The 17,386-nt window shown below is 38.6% G+C and carries 8 protein-coding genes; 6 read left to right on the top strand and 2 right to left on the bottom strand.

The features are described 5' to 3' along the window. Window positions 1–169 precede the first annotated feature (169 nt). Together CDG77_RS24115 and CDG77_RS24110 are read right to left on the bottom strand one after the other, a co-directional pair. Window positions 170–1,351, bottom strand: coding sequence for an MFS transporter (locus CDG77_RS24115; RefSeq protein ID WP_094331890.1), 1,182 nt, complete (start codon window positions 1,349–1,351; stop codon window positions 170–172). A 74-nt stretch (window positions 1,352–1,425) separates the two neighbouring features. Next, window positions 1,426–3,936 carry a TonB-dependent receptor domain-containing protein gene (locus CDG77_RS24110; RefSeq protein ID WP_094331880.1) on the bottom strand — a complete coding sequence of 837 codons (2,511 nt, stop codon included), beginning with the start codon at window positions 3,934–3,936 and terminating at the stop codon, window positions 1,426–1,428. A gap of 987 nt (window positions 3,937–4,923) precedes the next feature. On the opposite strand from CDG77_RS24110, the gene CDG77_RS24105 reads away from it, so the two are divergent. The 6 genes from CDG77_RS24105 to CDG77_RS24080 all read left to right on the top strand — a co-directional run bounded on the left by CDG77_RS24105 (window position 4,924) and on the right by CDG77_RS24080 (window position 17,294). Next, window positions 4,924–6,501: a long-chain-fatty-acid--CoA ligase gene (locus CDG77_RS24105; RefSeq protein ID WP_094331879.1), complete on the top strand. Its 1,578-nt coding sequence runs from the start codon at window positions 4,924–4,926 to the stop codon at window positions 6,499–6,501. Between the two features lie 112 nt (window positions 6,502–6,613). Continuing rightward, window positions 6,614–7,864 carry an MFS transporter gene (locus tag CDG77_RS24100; protein WP_094331878.1) on the top strand — a complete coding sequence of 417 codons (1,251 nt, stop codon included), beginning with the start codon at window positions 6,614–6,616 and terminating at the stop codon, window positions 7,862–7,864. Window positions 7,865–8,001: 137 nt separating this feature from the next. Further along, on the top strand, window positions 8,002–8,880 hold the full coding sequence (gene scoE, locus CDG77_RS24095) for a (3R)-3-[(carboxymethyl)amino]fatty acid oxygenase/decarboxylase (RefSeq protein ID WP_190234057.1): 879 nt from the start codon (window positions 8,002–8,004) through the stop codon (window positions 8,878–8,880). Between the two features lie 164 nt (window positions 8,881–9,044). Next, window positions 9,045–9,602: an FcoT family thioesterase gene (locus tag CDG77_RS24090; protein ID WP_094331877.1), complete on the top strand. Its 558-nt coding sequence runs from the start codon at window positions 9,045–9,047 to the stop codon at window positions 9,600–9,602. An 82-nt stretch (window positions 9,603–9,684) separates the two neighbouring features. Next, the gene (locus CDG77_RS24085; RefSeq protein WP_094331876.1) at window positions 9,685–9,978 is read left to right on the top strand and encodes an acyl carrier protein; all 294 of its coding nucleotides are present in this window, start codon (window positions 9,685–9,687) and stop codon (window positions 9,976–9,978) included. Next, the gene (locus CDG77_RS24080) at window positions 9,975–17,294 is read left to right on the top strand and encodes a non-ribosomal peptide synthetase (protein ID WP_094331875.1); all 7,320 of its coding nucleotides are present in this window, start codon (window positions 9,975–9,977) and stop codon (window positions 17,292–17,294) included. Before CDG77_RS24085 ends, CDG77_RS24080 begins: the two co-directional genes overlap by 4 nt. Window positions 17,295–17,386: the final 92 nt, after the last annotated feature.

The following is a 17,386-nucleotide window of genomic DNA, read 5'->3' as shown; positions in this document are numbered from 1 at the left end:
TACGGTTATTCGTACTAAAGAAATCGAAGATACCGTAACCTTCGCGTAGCGTCTCTTGTGGGAGAATCGCCTCTGACAATTTAAAGAACATGATTAGTAGGACTTTGGTCAGGGTTTTTAACCAATCCGATGTAGCGAGAGGGCTGTATACCTTGGGAATGTGTTGCTTCTATGCCCGCAAGTTAGTTATTAGTAATACGCTCAATAAACTCAAGGCTGCACTAATGATAAACATAAACGTATATCCGGTAGAACTAGCGATCGCACCACTCAGAACTGAAGCAGCAATTCCGCCAATGTATACTACTGACACCTGAAATGTATAATCAGTAGCGGCTGTTGCAGGTTCGCATTTATCCATCATGGCACTTAGCAATGCAGTATATGCCATACTTTGGGCTGCATTGACTGTTATACTCACAGCATACAGCACAGGTAAACTACTGATACCAATTGCAGGTATGATATACAAAAGTGTCACCATGCTAGCAGCAAAGCCAAATAGAGCTAGAGAACGTAATCTTCCCAAGTGGGTAATCAAAACTCCTGCAATCAAAGCACTAACAATACGGACACTGTAACTGACAATACCCAACATTAAGCCAATATCTGAGAGCGACAAACCTCTATCAACAAAAAGTGGACGAAGCATTGTACCTGACATCATTTCGCCTCCCATATATAGCAATACTACGAAAAGCCACGGTAATGCTTTGGGACGCGAGAGAAAGTTGATAAAAGGTTGAAAATAAGATTTAAAAAAGTTCGATTTCTGAGATTTCTTACTAACTTGTTCTTGATACAGTAGTATTGGAATCAAAGTCAATAAAATTACGACTGACATAATTATCAAGCTATACCGCCAGCCGATTCTATCTAGTAAAATCAGCGCTCCACCTCCACCAATAATAGCGCCAAAAACATTTCCCCCAGCTTGAATAGCGTTTCCTAATCCTCTTTCTCGCGGTTCGAGTAAATTTACTGCTAACGCATCAGTAGCAATGTCTTGGCTGGCGGAGAATAAAAAAGCGAGAAACATGCAAAAAACTAAGATATTGAAATTCTCTTGAATATCAATAAATCCACATCCAAATGTTACAAGTGCTAACAAAAGTTGAAAACAGATAATCCAACCGCGATAATGTCCTAACTTTGGCAAACGGTAGCGGTCAATAAAAGGCGACCACAGAAATTTTAACGCTGAGGGAAGAATGAGAAAACTTAACAACCCGATAGCATCCAGCGACATATTTTGTTGTCGCATAAAAACAGGTACGGTTTGGATAAAAAAGGTTGTGGGAATGAATTGAGTAGTATAAAGCGCGGCGAGTAGGATTAATTTAGCAAGCATGGCGATGTGCAGAGGATAAAAAATCAAAAATAGCGACAGGAAAGATAATTTTTCCCAACGCTACAACAATTAAACTAAAAATTAGCTTTAACTTGCACGCCATAGGTCACGGGATCGCCAAATCCTGCGGTTCCATCCGGTACTGGAAACAAGTATCCAGAGGTGATGTAGCGAGTATCAAACAAGTTATTTGCATATAAATAAATGCCATATTTCTCAGCTTCATAACCAATGCGGGCATTTACTAAAGCATACGGTTCTTGCTTGATTTGGTTCGCATCATCAAAATAGGTAATCCCATAACCACGCAATTCTGCACGAGCAAATAAGCCTCCCGGACTGCGATATTGAGCAGCTAAATTATAGGTAAATTGTGGGGATAGGGGAACTTGATTATTGCTTAGGTCTACACCTGTATCGGAATTTAGGTAGTTTTTGTATATACTATCTACATAACCAACTGATGCAGTTAAATCGAATCTCTTAGCTGGTTTGGCTTTCAGTTCAAATTCTACTCCTGTGGCTTTAAGGTCAACATTGCTAACTCTGCCAAAAAACCCACTCTCGTCATATTGCAAAACTTGATAGTTATTTACATCATTGTGAAAGACTGATAGGTTGGCAATTAAACGATCGCTCAACCAAGAAGATTTCAAACCGACTTCATAACTCCAGGTTTTTTCTTCCCCAAATCGAAGTTCTGCTTCGCTATTGGCGCGATAGTTTAATCCACCCGGTCTATAACCTTTGGCAATAGTTACGTATCCCATTAAATTAGGATTGAATTGATATTTCAAACCGAAGCGGGGAATCAATTCATTGTTGCTGACTTTTTCATTGTTAAATGCCGGACGCTGGGGAGTTAGAGTTCCGTCAGCGTTTACTAAATCATAAGTACTATCTGAAGATGCATCACTAGATTCGTAACGTAAACCAGCAAATACAGTTAATGGTTCTATAAGTTGGTAATCTACTTGTCCAAATACCGCATAGGTTTGACGATAATCGTCTCCAGTACGTCTAAATCTTCCAAATCCAGGAAAGTCGGTTTGAGCATCGCCAACGTTAAAGTCACGAGATTCGTAGTAACTACCTAACAACCATTGAAAATGCTTTGCCGTTTCTGGAGATTGGAAACGTAATTCTTGCGTCAATAATGTGGAGTCAATACCATCAATAATTTGTACCGCTCCTGTGCTTCCTGGAACAACGTTTTCTTGATGGGTAAAACGACGTGCGGTGATGGATGTGGCTCGGAAACCCTCGCCGTTGTAACCGATTTTTAAAGCTTGGGTATTTGTATCTAGCTTATTGTATCCTTCAGTTTGTAAATTAACCTCGAATGGGTCAGAAGGATTTAACTTGTTGTAGGTTGGATTACCATCATCTGTAAAGCTGTTATAGCTATTAAAAGATACTGTCCAATCCGGTGTAGGTGTCCACAAAAGTTGCGCTCGTGCAGCTAGGCGCGATCGCTCGCCTATTTCATTACCTGTGGCTAGGTTCCTAATAAATCCATCCTGTCCTCTGTAAGCTCCGGCAATTCGCAGTGATAGTTTATCGTCAACCAAAGCATCGTTGAGAGAGAACTGGAATTGGCGGCTGTTATATCTACCATAACTTGCACTAATTCGTGTTTCTGGTTCTGGCGTTGCTTGTCTGGAAATGATATTGACGACCCCACCAGAACTATTTCGGCCATATAGCGTACTTTGAGGGCCTCTTAGCACTTCTATTTGTTCTAGATCGAGTAAAGCCAAGTCTAGAAAGCCGTTATAGTCAATTGGAATATCATCGATGTAAAAGGCTACGCTATCCTGAGCAGTAAGAAAATTTTGATTGTTCAAACCCCGCAAACTATAATTACTAAACTCTGTACCGCCGGAAGATGTGGGAAGAAAGTTAAAGTTAGGCGTTTGATTGGCAATATCAATCAAAGAACCGATTTGAGCATCTTCTATTTCCTGACGAGGTATTACCGTAACACTAATGGGTACATTCTGTGCATTTTCCGGCCGTTTTTGGGCGGTAACAGTTAGTTCAATATCTGGTTCATTAGGTTTTTGGCTATAGGCTGATGGTTGAGTTTCAGGTGTTGTTGGTGTCACCCCTAAAACTAAACCTTCATCGCTGTCAAATAGTTCGACTTTTGGAGTTTGTGTTGTCCCCACTACAGTAATTTGGATACTATTTGCATCCTGATTTGCCGCCAAGACTTCCGTAATTCCCGCAACTGGCTTTTCTTGACGGAAGGTATTACCACTTGCTAAACGCAGTTGTGCATTGGGAATATTTGCAATAAAGCTATTACCTTCTATTTTAGTTGTGGCTTGCAGCTTGTCAGATGCAGATGTTTCTAAAACAACTTCCAACCCACTAGCCGTTTGATTCAACTTTATCCCTGTTACTAGAATATTAGACTGCTCTTGTTGAGCTAGCCACTCCTTGACACTTGTGTGAGGAAGCTTAATATCTGAAAGTTGGGGAATTTGATCTTCTTTTGTGACAGCAAAAGCTTGTTGATTTATAAATATGGTAAGTATGATAGCTAGTCCTAAATTTCCCAGTAGATACAGTTTCCTCATTCAATCCTCATATCAAAAATTAATCTCAAATTGTCAATAAAAGTTGACAAATTAAAGCTTTTAGTAGCAAATCGACTAAAGCGTTTATATGCTAAATTGTTTAGCTTTGTGGTAAATGTGTCAAATGACAAACTGTCAAACTTCTAAATCGCGTTCTAGCTGGAAAATTACTTATTGATTAATTATTCTTATGGTCGAAACTAGTTGATTGATATACTTTCAAAACTCTTAATCAACAAGCATTTAAGATTAATTTGACTTATTGTCAAATATCAAAATTCTTCTATATTAAAATAAAAATATATGAGATTAATTATCAATAAATACGCTAGCGATAAATAGTGCTATTTAATACCATAGTTTTTTTTCTACGTATTAAAGCTTGAAAACAGATTATAAACAACGTACCTAATCTCTGAAACTTTTGCTGGACAAGGATATTGATGAAAAAACAACCTAAATTTTAAACCGCCTAAACCCTTGCTATTAAGGGATTATTATACTTTAGATGCGTTGGGCTTGATATCTAGTGAGAGTATATTTTTTAACTTCTAATTAATTTGAAGAAAAAAATCAAATAGTTAAAGCTAATATGTAGTACTTTATACTCATTATGGTAAACAGATTTTAGATTGACAATACTCTAAAATCTGTATTAGCTTAAGCTATAGGATTTTAAAAATGAAATGAAAGCAGTGAAATTATTAGACAATTTTAGTGTTCTAATTTGGTAATTTTAGTAGAAAAATAGATAGAAAATAGTTGATAGTATGCACACAAAAGTAGCTTTAAAGCTGAAAAATGTGTGTAGAATAATGTAGTAGATGAAAGTTAAAAGCGCAGAACTTATTCAGTCAATTTGCGGAACTTAGTTGAGTATCTGAATAAAAAAAGCAAAATCTTTACTTTATACGGCTGCTAATAATAGATTCACATAGCTTGTTACGACTGCACAAAAAAACCTGAGCAATTTTCTGAGAAATGTCGATGATGTATAACAGTAAAATAACAACGTTAGCAGATTTACCGCGTGTGCAAGCATCTCAATTTCCAGATGCTAGGGCATTGATATTCAAGAATAAGTCACTTACCTATATACAATTAGATCAAAGAAGTAATCAGGTCGCAAATTCACTATTAACCCAAGGAATTCAAGCAGGTACACGAGTAGCATTTTTAGCTAAAGATTCACTTAAGACGTATGAAATTTTATTTGCTTGTTGCAAAATAAAAGTTGTTTTTGTACCGATTAATTGGCGTTTAGCTGCTGCGGAAATCAGCTATATTCTCAGAGATGCTAATGTTGAAATTCTTTTTGTTGGGGCGGAATTTTATCAGTTAATAGAATCGATTAGAAATGAGATTGATGGTGTTAAAACCATTATTCCCTTAGAAGAAATTGACGGCAATTGCCTGAGTTACGATATCTGGTCTCAGGAACATAGTGACGCTCCACCAAATGTTGCTGTTGCAGCCAATGATGTAGCCGTACAAATGTATACTAGTGGCACTACTGGAAGACCTAAAGGTGTCCAACTAGGACATTACAGTTTTTTTGCGATCGCCAAAGAATTTGCTCAACGAGGCGAAACCTGGATAAATTGGAACGAAACTGACAAAAGTTTGCTTACCTTATCTTTATTCCATATCGGGAGTCTCTGGTGGGCTATTCGTGGTTTAGCATCAGGAGCAGAAAATATTGTCTTAGAAAATTTTATCGGCGTTGAAGTTCTCGAAGCGATTGAAAAGTACCGCATCACTAAGACATTTATGGTTCCAGCCATGATTCAAGCTCTGTTGAACGAACCATTATGCCAAAAAACAGATTTTTCATCACTAGAATACATTATTTATGGGGGTTCTCCCATAGCCGAATCATCACTCAAAAGTGCGATCGCCACATTTGGTTGTAATTTTGTGCAGATATATGGAATGACGGAAACTGGCAATTGTGCTGTCTCTTTACCTGCACAAGCTCATACATCTACAAATAAAAACATCCTCAAAGCTGCGGGTAAACCCTTTCCTGGTGTATCGATAGCCATCATCAACAGTGAAGGTAAAGAACTATCTTGCTCTCAAGTGGGTGAAGTTTGTATCAAATCTCCTGCAAATATGATTGGTTATTGGAAATTACCTGAAGCTACAGCAAAAACTTTAGTAGATGGCTGGATTCATACTGGTGATGCAGGTTATTTTGACGAAGAAGGTTACATTTACATTTGCGATCGCTTTAAAGACATGATTCTTTATGGTGGTGAAAATGTCTATCCAGCAGAAATTGAAAATATTTTATACGAACATCCAGCCATCAGAGAGGTAGCAGTCATCGGTGTTCCAGATGAAGATTTTGGAGAAGCAATCAAAGCGATCGTGGTTTTAAAAACAGGAATGAAAGCAACCGCACTAGATATTATTAATTTTGTCCGGGGTAAAATTGCTGATTTTAAGTTACCGAGAAGCGTTGAATTTACTGAATCTTTGCCAAGAACGCCTAGTGGTAAATTGCAAAAGGCCAAGATTCGGGAGAAATATTGGCAAGGGTATGAACGTCGTGTGAATTAAAGGTTTGTAGTGAGGACTTTAGTCCTCAAATAAGGACTGAAGTCCTTACTACGAACTAGATTCCAATAATTTTACATTACTTCAGATGGTTTGTTTTTTTCAAATCGTTCTAATGACCAATTCTCAAGTTCCACTTTGGAAACCGCTAACTGTACGCAACTTCTTACTTCTGTACATTGGTGAGACTGTTTCGCTTCTAGGCGATCAATTTTATATCGTTGCATTGCCTTGGTTAACAATACAGTTAACTAACTCTGGGATCACGTTAGGTACTGTGTTAATGAGTGCAGCGATTCCCCGTGCTGTTTTGATGCTGTTTGGTGGTGTGGTGAGCGATCGCTTTTCACCACGATTAGTGATGTTGGTTTCCAATGCTTTACGTTGGTTACTAGTCGTTTTATTTGCAACCATCGTTGCGTTGAAAATGACTCAACTATGGCATATTTACTTTTTTGCTGCGGGCTTCGGCATATTTGATGGCTTTTTTATACCTGCATCTAAATCAATTATCCCCAGTCTGGTATCAAAAGATCAGTTAATAGCAAGTAATACCTTGAGCCAAGGAACTTCCCAACTGATTTTGCTAATTGGGCCGGCTTTGGGTGGTTTGCTGATTGCAACTGCTGGTATTGAAGTAGCATTTGTCATTGATGGGATAACTTTCGCCATCACAACTATGACGCTTTTGCTGATGAAGGGAACAACAGCAACAGTATTGAATGGGGAATTAAATCAAAATTCTACGTCAACTAAAAAAACTATTAGTTTGATTGCTGGTATCCGTGAGGGATTTTACTACGCATGGCACAATCAGCCTCTAAGAATCTTTTTGCTGGTAATGGTAATCCTAAATTTTCTATTTATTGGGCCATTACAAGTTGGGATGACTTCACTAGCTCATAGTCGCTTCCCCGGTGGTGCAGTGGCTTTAGGAATATTGCAATCAGCTTGGGGTGGTGGTGGGTTAATTGGGACACTCACACCTCAATTTGTCAAAAATCTTCCCAACATCGGAGTTTTACTGCTGACTATTGCGAGTGTTCAAGGCTTTGGTTTATTTTTACTTGGCTTTATTGGCAATATAGGACTAGCTAGTATCACAATTGCAGTCCTGGGATTTTGCAGTTGTGTTTTTACTGTGGTAGGAATTACTTGGATTCAGAAACAAACCCAACCTGAAATGTTAGGAAGAGTTATGAGTTTGGGAATGTTTTCTGCTTTTGGTGTTGCTCCTATTTCCTTTGCTTTAGCTGGTTTCTTAGTTAATTTAAATCTGACAATTATGTTTACTGTTGCAGGTAGCATCATGCTAATTACAAGTCTTTGTTTGGCAGCAAATCCATCAGTACGTAAGATTAGTTAACTATATAAATCCAGTTTGATTTATTAACTTTCCCGTGAAGACAGGGAATAGGGAACAGGGAACGGGGAACAGGAAATTTACCTAACTTCGCCAAAATTAAATAATCAAATAAAAGCTATATAGCGAGTGAGAAAACTATGAAAGTTCAATATCAAGACAATCAGCGAATGGGAGTTGTTGTTTATGACTTTAATCATAAAACTGCTTCAAATAGAGATATTGAGGATCTTAAGCAACTGATATATGAATACAAAATTGTTGTACTCAAGGAGCAAGATTTATCACCTCATCAGTATTGTGATTTTGGGTATCGTCTTGGGGAGATAGAAAAATACTATCAGCCAATGTATCACCATCCAGAAAGGGAAGAGATTTTTGTTTCCTCCAATGTTTCTGACAATGGTCAGCAAGTTGGAGTTCCCAAGACTGGGAAATTTTGGCACGCTGATTATGCGTTTATGCCGAGGCCATTTGCATTTTCAATGGTATATCCTCAGATCCTTCCTAGTAAGGAGCGTGGGACTTACTTTATTAATATGTCCAAAGTATATCAAAGTTTACCAGATGATCTGAAATCCTTTGCCAATCAGTCGAGTTGTTATCACAGTGTCAGACGTTTTTTTAAAATTCGTCCTGAAGATGTTTATCGTCCAATTTCAGAAATATTAGACGAGATTGAACGAGTCACTCCTCCCGCAAAGCATCCAACGACCTTTATTCATCCCATTACAGGAGAAACCATCCTCTACATTACCGAGGGGTTTACTTATCGCATAGATGATTCAGAGGGAAAACCGCAAGATATAAATGTTCTCCAAAGGTTGTTGACTCATTCCGGTCAGTTAGACAAAAGTTTTAAATATCCATTAATCGAACACCATGAATTTGAATTAGGGGATGTGCGGATTTGGGATAATCGCTCTTTAGTCCATTGCGCTCACTATGCTGCAAATTTGGAACCAGCGGTCACATTTCGATTGACCTTGCACGATAGCTATCCATTTTATCAGTTATAGAGCAATTGTATTCTCACTGCATTTAAAACATCTCACCAAAAGGCGTAGTTGAATTTGAAATTTAAAAATTAACTCTTCTCAACTCTTACTCTCTGCGTGAGTTAAATCGACATTCTCAATCCGCAACATCCACCAAAACAGTCATTTAACTAGGATAAAATATCATGTTAAAATTTCAAGATTCAAGTCAACAAAACGCCCAAAAAAATAGCATCCACTTCAATAATGATGATGTCTTACTAACACAAGTCCTCAAACCTTATAAAGCTCATTGTCAGTATCTTAAATTTGCTGAAATAACTAAAGAGGGCGATCCTCAGCATGGGGGACGTGTAATCGGACGATGTGAATTCTCGATTTCAGAATCATGTTATATCGATGACACTGGTCATTTTAATTCAGTAGAGTTCAATATTTGCTACAACCAAATGATGTATTATGTCATAGCTAAATCTGTAAAAGAAAGACTGATGGCATCATTTCAGTCGTGGACTATGGCAGATTATTGGAATAAACAGCTACCGGATGTCTATATTGTGAATTTTGAAAGTTCCTTTCGACGTGCTATGCAGTCTTCTCAGTTTTGGGGTGAGATTGAGTTTACTAATATTCGGATTAAATCTGGGATGATGTATATAGTTACTAAATGTCGTTATTGGGATGATAAAGATGGTAATTGCAGTGGTAATGTGAAATTAGCTATTGTAAATTCTCCGCAATAGTTTAACTCTAATTAATCCATTTTTTCACGCTCTAGGCGCAGAGAAGAGAACGCAAATAAGAACATTGTTTTGCTTAAGTAGCATGTCTAAAATCGCATTTTTCACAACTTATATTCAAGACGAAATATCTAAAGCAATTGGGATAAACGCATCTGAATTGGATGTGGAAATGTCTTTAAATTATTTAGGGCTTGATTCATTAATTGCTGTCAAACTCAGAAATAAGTTTAGAAAAGACTTGGAATTAGATATTCCAGCAGTAAAATTCCTAGAGGATACTAATGTTGCAAATTTAGCAATATTAGTCAATGATTTGAGTGAAAATGCTGACTCAAAAATAAAAAATGATGATGAGTGGTTGGAAGGAGAATTATGAATTTAGTTGAGTTTCTCACACAACTCTCGCAACAGAATATAGAATTGTGGATGGAAGATAGTAAACTGCGTTATCGTGGTCGTAAAGAAGTATTAACTTCCACAGTTTTAAATCAAATTAAGCAGCATAAAACAGAAATTATCGATTTACTGCGCCAAGGTTTTCATACTTCTAAATCCTATCCCCTGACTCATGGTCAGCAAGGTCTATGGTTTTTGTATAAACTTGCACCCACAAGTGCAGCTTATAATGTTGCTTTTACAGCTCGCATCTGCTCCCATTTAAATATTCCGGCTTTACAACAAGCGTTTCAGAAGTTAGTAAATCGTCATCCAACTCTCCGCACAACATTTGCACAAAAAGATGGCGAACCTTTTCAACAGGTTCATGAATACCAAGAAGTTGATTTTGAAAATATTGACGCTTCAGTTTGGAATGAAGATGAGTTGACAAGCCAAGTAATAGCAGCATATCAGCGTCCCTTTAATTTGGAAAAGGGTAATTTATTGCGGGTAAACTTATTTACTTATTCTGAAGATAATTATGTAATATTACTAACAATACATCATATTGTTATTGATGGTTTTTCCCTGGGAATTATTCTTGATGAGTTGCGATCGCTCTACGAAGCAGAAAATACAGGTCGAGTCATATCTTTACCTGCTATTAAGTACCAATATCAAGACTTTGTACAGTGGCAGAGAAATATTTTAGCAAGTTCTGTGGGCGATGAACTGTGGAATTACTGGCGCGAACAATTAGCGGGTGAGTTACCCATCTTAAAATTACCAACAGATCGACCGCGACCACCAATTCAAAGCTATCGGGGAGCTTCCCATACTTTTGAGTTGAATCAAGAGTTGACTTCTGTGCTGCGAGGAATGGCGAAAGCTCAAGGAGCAACCCTTTATATGACTTTGTTAACCGCCTTTCAAGTGTTGCTTTATCGCTTGTCAGGTGAGGAAGATATAATTGTGGGTGCGCCTATTGAGGGGAGAAGTCAGCCGGAATTTGCGGAAACTGTGGGTTTTTTCGTGAATATGCTGGCTTTGCGGGTAAATCTGGCTGGAAATCCGACATTTTCTCAGCTTTTAACTCAAGTCCGCCAAACTGTATTGGATGCGATCGCTCATCAAGATTATCCCTCTACTTTACTAATTGAGCGATCGCAACTCAACCGCGATCCGAGTCTTCCTGGTCTTTTTCGCGTTTCTTTTAACTTGTTTAAGGTAAGTGAAATTGCTCAAGATTATGAATTATCTGTATCTGATAAAACCCAAATTAGAGAAGATTGGGGTGGGTTAACTTTAGAACCTTTTGTGATTCCCCAGCAGGAAGGACAGAATGATTTAGTGTTCGACATGATGGAAACGACTGAATCATTAATTGGTATCTTAAGATACAACACCGATTTATTTGATGCCACGACAATTACCAGAATAGCGAATCATTTTCAAACTTTACTCCCAGGGATTATTGCTAATCCCCAACAGCAAATTGCTTCCTTACCTCTGCTAACGGAAGCTGAAGAAAATCATTTGTTGTGGAAGTGGAACAACAACCAAGTTGATTATCCCCAAGATAGAGTCATTCATCAGTTGTTTGAGAACTGTGTGAAGCAGCAACCAAACGCTGTTGCGGTGGTATTTCAAGAACAGCAACTAACTTATCAACAATTAAACAGCAAAGCCAATCAACTCGCACACTACCTGCGTTCTTTGGGAATAGGTAAAAATCAGCTTGTGGGAATTTGTGTCGAACGTTCCCTAGAAATGATTATTGCATTATTAGGAGTTCTGAAAGCAGGTGGAGCTTATCTACCTTTAGATCCTGCGTATCCAGAAGAACGTTTGAGCTTCATGCTGCGTGATTCTCAAGTATCGATATTGCTGACTCAACAAAAATTAGTAGCGAGTATAGCAATTGAGGAATTAGCTGTAGTTTGTTTAGATCGAGATTGGGAAGATATTTCCCAGGAAAGTGAAGAGAATCTAGTAATTAATACTACATCTCAAGATTTAGCCTACGTGATTTACACATCAGGTTCTACAGGTAAATCTAAGGGAGTGGCGATCGCTCATCGCAGTTTAGTAAATGCGTTTTATGCTTGGGAAAAAGCTTATCAACTCCAGTCTTTGACTAGTCATTTGCAAATGGCGAGTTTTGCATTTGATGTGTTTTCAGGGGATGTAATTCGCGCTCTTTGTAGTGCTGCTAAGTTGGTTTTATGTCCGCGTGAGTGGCTGTTGGAACCGGGCAAGCTGTATAAACTAATGCTTGTAGAGAAAATTGATAGTGCTGAGTTTGTTCCAGCTGTGTTGAGAAACTTGGTTGAGTATTTGCAAAGAACTCAGCAAAATCTCCACTTTATGAAATTGTTGGTAGTCGGTTCAGATAGTTTATATGTCCAAGAATATCAAGAATTTCAGCGTTTTTGTGGTGAGCAGACACGTTTGATTAATTCCTATGGGGTAACGGAAGCGTGTATTGATAGCACTTATTTTGAATTGGGGATTGGGAAATTAGGAAGTGGGTTGGTTCCTATTGGTCGTCCATTTGCGAACACGCAAGTTTATATTTTAGATCGATATCTGCAATTAGTTCCCATTGGGGTTGCGGGTGAATTATATATTGGTGGTGCTGGTTTAGCTCAAGGTTATTTAAATCGTCCTGATTTAACTAAAGAGAAATTTATCCCCTATTCTCCTCACAACTTTATTTTGTACAAAACGGGAGATTTAGCGCGTTATCTTCCTGACGGTAATATTGAATTACTCGGTCGAATTGACGATCAAGTGAAGATTCGGGGTTTCCGAATTGAACTAGGGGAAATTGAAGCTGTTTTGAGTAGTCATCCGCAAGTACAAGCAGCAGTGGTGATGGTTCGAGAACTGCAAATCGACAATAAATCTATAGTTGCATATATTGTTTCGGGGCAGCAATCATTAACAACTAGTGAATTGCGTAACTTTCTCAAACAGAAGTTACCTGATTATATGATTCCAGCTGCGATCGCCATTCTGGAAACTTTACCTTTAACACCCAATGGTAAAGTAGATCGGCGTGCTTTACCAATTCCAGATATAGAACAGAATCGAGAAATAGAGTTTGTTCCACCGCGCACAGCAACGGAAGAAGCGATCGCTAATATTATCGCTGCTGTTTTGGGACTCAAACAAGTAGGGATTCACGATAACTTTTTTGAATTGGGGGGACATTCCCTACTTGCGACTCAAGTTATTGCTCGATTAAAACAAACCTTAAATATTGAGTTACCGCTACGCTCTTTGTTAGTATCTCCCACTGTGGCTGGATTGAGTGAAGCACTAACATCTTTTACAAAGACAGAATCTTCAGTTGATTTACCAACAATTGTCCCAAATCCAGAACAGCTATATCAACCTTTTCCCCTCACCGATATTCAACAAGCTTATTGGTTAGGACGCAATGAAGCTTTTGAATTGGGAAATATTGCTGCTCATGGTTATTTAGAATTAGATTGCGATCGCTTAAATTTAACAAGATTAAATCTAGCTTGGCAAAAACTCATTTTGCGTCACGATATGTTGCGTGCTGTTATTTTACCAGATGGTCAACAGCAAATTCTGACAACAGTACCGGCTTATGAAATCGAAGTTTTGGATTTGCAAGATTTAGAGGTGATGCGTGAGCAGATGTCCCATGAAGTCTTACCTGCGGATCAATGGCCTTTATTTAGAATTCGAGCTACACCCATAGATGAACAGCGAACCAGACTCCACCTGAGTTTTGATGCTTTGATTGCTGATGCTTGGAGTGTGTTTATGCTGATGCGGGAGTGGTTAGATTTATATAATAATTCTGAGTTTGTATTACCACCCTTAGAACTTTCCTTCCGCGATTACGTGCTTGGGGAATCAACTTTAAAAAATACACCCCAATATCAACGTTCTCAAGAATATTGGTTTAACCGACTAGATACCTTACCACCAGCACCAGAATTACCCCTAGCGAAAAATCCCAATTCCATTACCAATCCTCGGTTTCAACGTCGCAGTTCTCAACTGTCTCCAGAACAATGGCGCAAATTACAAAATCGCGCTCAACAATTTAACTTAACTCCTTCTGGAGTTTTACTAGCTGCTTTTGCAGAAGTCCTCAGTCAATGGAGCAAAAATCCTAAGTTTACGATTAATCTCACCCTGTTTAAGCGTTTACCTTTACATCCCCAAGTCAATGAGATTGTCGGAGACTTTACATCTTTGACACTTTTGGAAGTCGATCGCTCAGTTCCTCAAAGCTTTAGCAACCACGCTCAACAATTACAGCAACAACTGTGGCAAGATTTAGATCACGGTTATGTCAGTGGTTTGCAGGTACAGCGAGAACTTAGCCGTCAACGCCAAAGTTACCAATTTATGCCAGTGATATTTACTAGTACACTAGGTTTAGAATCACTTGGTCAGGATACATCAATATTAAGTCAGTTAGGCGAACTCGTTTATAGTATCAGTCAAACCCCGCAAGTTTGGTTAGATAATCAACTTAGAGAGCAAAACGGAACTTTAATATTTAACTGGGATGCGGTGGAAGAACTTTTCCCCCCAGGTTTGCTGGATGATATGTTTGCTGCTTACTGCGATTTGCTTCAACAACTAATTACCTCAGATTCTATTTGGAGCAAGATTCAGGGAGAATTACAACAACCTACAATTGCAAATTATCCCACCGCACCCATTTCTGAGGATACTTTGCACAGTTTGTTTATTAAGCAAGTGCAGATCCAAGCTGATTCTCCAGCAGTCATTACCCCAGAGCGTACCCTAACTTATCAGGAATTATACCAACACGCTCTGCAATTGGCATCTCAACTGCGAGAATTGGGAGCAAGTAGCGACAATGCGATAGCGCGGAGCGCTGTGCCAGAGGCAATCGCCATTGTCATGAAAAAAGGTTGGGAGCAAATTGTTGCTGTACTAGGAATTTTAATCTCTGGTGCGGCTTATCTCCCCATCGATCCCGAATTACCAGCAGAACGACAATGGTATTTACTCACCCAAGGACAAGTTAAATTAATTGTCACTCAACCTCATCTTCACCTATCTTTGCCATCAGGTGTTCAACAAGTATGTGTGGAAAGTCAACTTGGAGGAGATGGGAAAGATATAAAACTAGTCCAAACTCCCGATGATTTAGCTTACATCATCTACACTTCCGGTTCTACGGGTTCACCCAAAGGGGTAGCGATCGATCATCGGGGTGCGGTGAATACCATTTTGGATATCAATCGACGCTTTGGAATTAAATCAGGCGATCGCATCTTAGCTTTATCAGCATTAAACTTCGACCTCTCAGTTTATGACATCTTCGGGATATTAGCGGCGGGAGGAACAATAGTTATTCCCTCAGCAGAGCAAACCAAAGATCCCGCACACTGGTTAGAGTTAATAGTATCTCAGCAAATTACCCTGTGGAACTCAGTTCCAGCTTTGATGCAAATGTTGGTAGAATATCTTACCTACCAACCACAACAACCTTCATCTCTGCGTTTAGCTTTGTTGAGTGGAGATTGGCTACCTCTCAATTTACCAAATCAAATTCAAAAATTGTGGTCAAATATCCAAGTTGTGAGTTTGGGAGGAGCAACAGAAGCTTCAATTTGGTCAATTTACTATCCAATTACCCAAGTCGATCCTAACTGGAAAAGTATTCCCTACGGAAAACCACTCGATAATCAACAAGTATATGTATTCAATCATAATTTGCAGCAGACTCCTGTTTGGGTGACGGGACAACTATATATTGGTGGAGTCGGTTTAGCAAAAGGTTACTGGAAAGATGAAGAAAAGACAAATGCTAACTTCATTACTCATCCAGTTACCAAAGAAAAATTATATAAAACAGGTGACTTGGGACGCTATTTACCCGATGGGAATATAGAATTTTTAGGAAGAGAAGATTTTCAAGTCAAAATCAACGGTTATCGCATTGAACTTGGTGAAATTGAAGAAATATTAAAACAGCATCCCACTGTCAAACAAGCAGTAGTCACCACAGTAGAACAAACACAACAATTAGTTGCTTATATCGTTAGCGATACACCAACTCCCAATTTAGGGGAAGCTTACCAACCAACTCAACAACCAGGAGTATTAACCGACGCTGGAGAACGCATCGAATTTAAACTCCAGCAACCAGGAATCCGCAAATCAGAATCATCCCCAATTACTATTCACTTACCCAAATCTGAACTTGAGCAAACACCTTATCTAGAACGCCAAAGTTACAGACAATTTCTACCGCAACAGATATCCCTAGAACAATTTAGCAAATTTCTTAACTGTCTCCAGCAAATGCAAGTGGGTGATTATCCCCTCCCCAAATATCGCTATCCTTCTGCTGGGAGTCTTTATCCCGTACAAACTTACTTATTCATCAAACCCAACAGCATCGAAACCCTTCCCGCCGGAATATATTATTATCATCCCAGCGACCACAATTTAATCTTACTCCACAGCACCAAGGAAATAGACAGCAGCGTTTACCTTGAGAATCAACCACTTTTTGAACAATCCGCTTTTGCGATATATTTGATTGGGAAACTAAGTGCGATCGCACCGATGTATGGAGAAATCGCTAGAGACTTCTGTCTTTTAGAAGCAGGACACATCGGACAATTACTCATGAACAGCGCATCAACCCAAGAAATTGGTCTTTGTCCCCTTGGGTATTTAGAATTTCCACCAATTCAAGATTTATTTCAATTAGAAGCCAATCAAATTCTCCTTTATAGCTTTGTTGGTGGAAAAATAGACCCAACAGATTCTCAGCAATGGTCATTAGTTAAAAATCCTCAAACTGCCAAATCAAATTCTACCCAATTCCGAGAATATCTACAGCATAAACTTCCACAATACATGATACCTGCTGAATATATTCTCATTGACACCTTACCTCTAACCCCCAACGGAAAAATAGATAAAAAAGCTTTACCCACTCCCAATCTCGCAACAGCCAAATCAGCAACTTTAGTTTATCCGCAAACTGAAACCGAAAAAACAATCGCTGAATTTGTCCAACAAATGCTGCAAATTGAAGCTGTGGGAATACAGAATAATTTCTTTGAATTAGGAATAGATTCGCTCAAACTCGTGCAGTTGAAGAATCACTTACAAAATCAATTCCAAGTTAACATTCCCATGCGCCAATTATTAGTGGAAACAACAAATATTCAACAACTAGCATTAGCCATTGATGAGCAATTAATTATCGCTAAAATTACACAAAAGCCTTTATCCATAGCACAAGAGGATGAAAAAGAAATAATTCAAATCTAATACCAATTCTGTATGAAGATGAGCCATGTATAAGATGATGTTTGAAAAGTAATGATTGACGTCTCAAAGATTGTTACCGCACCCTACACCAC

It is taken from the genome of Nostoc sp. 'Peltigera membranacea cyanobiont' 213, from assembly GCF_002245975.1.
Taxonomy (GTDB): Bacteria; Cyanobacteriota; Cyanobacteriia; order Cyanobacteriales; family Nostocaceae; genus Nostoc.
This window is presented reverse-complemented; position numbering and strand designations above follow the sequence as displayed.

Excerpts from the sequence above, each read along its gene's own strand:
- CDG77_RS24115 (WP_094331890.1), bottom strand. The coding sequence starts at position 1,351 with ATGCTTGCTAAATTAATCCTACTCGCCGCGCTTTATACTACTCAATTC.
- CDG77_RS24110 (WP_094331880.1), bottom strand. The coding sequence starts at position 3,936 with ATGAGGAAACTGTATCTACTGGGAAATTTAGGACTAGCTATCATACTT.
- CDG77_RS24105 (WP_094331879.1), top strand. The coding sequence starts at position 4,924 with ATGATGTATAACAGTAAAATAACAACGTTAGCAGATTTACCGCGTGTG.
- CDG77_RS24100 (WP_094331878.1), top strand. The coding sequence starts at position 6,614 with ATGACCAATTCTCAAGTTCCACTTTGGAAACCGCTAACTGTACGCAAC.
- scoE (WP_190234057.1), top strand. The coding sequence starts at position 8,002 with ATGAAAGTTCAATATCAAGACAATCAGCGAATGGGAGTTGTTGTTTAT.
- CDG77_RS24090 (WP_094331877.1), top strand. The coding sequence starts at position 9,045 with ATGTTAAAATTTCAAGATTCAAGTCAACAAAACGCCCAAAAAAATAGC.
- CDG77_RS24085 (WP_094331876.1), top strand. The coding sequence starts at position 9,685 with ATGTCTAAAATCGCATTTTTCACAACTTATATTCAAGACGAAATATCT.
- CDG77_RS24080 (WP_094331875.1), top strand. The coding sequence starts at position 9,975 with ATGAATTTAGTTGAGTTTCTCACACAACTCTCGCAACAGAATATAGAA.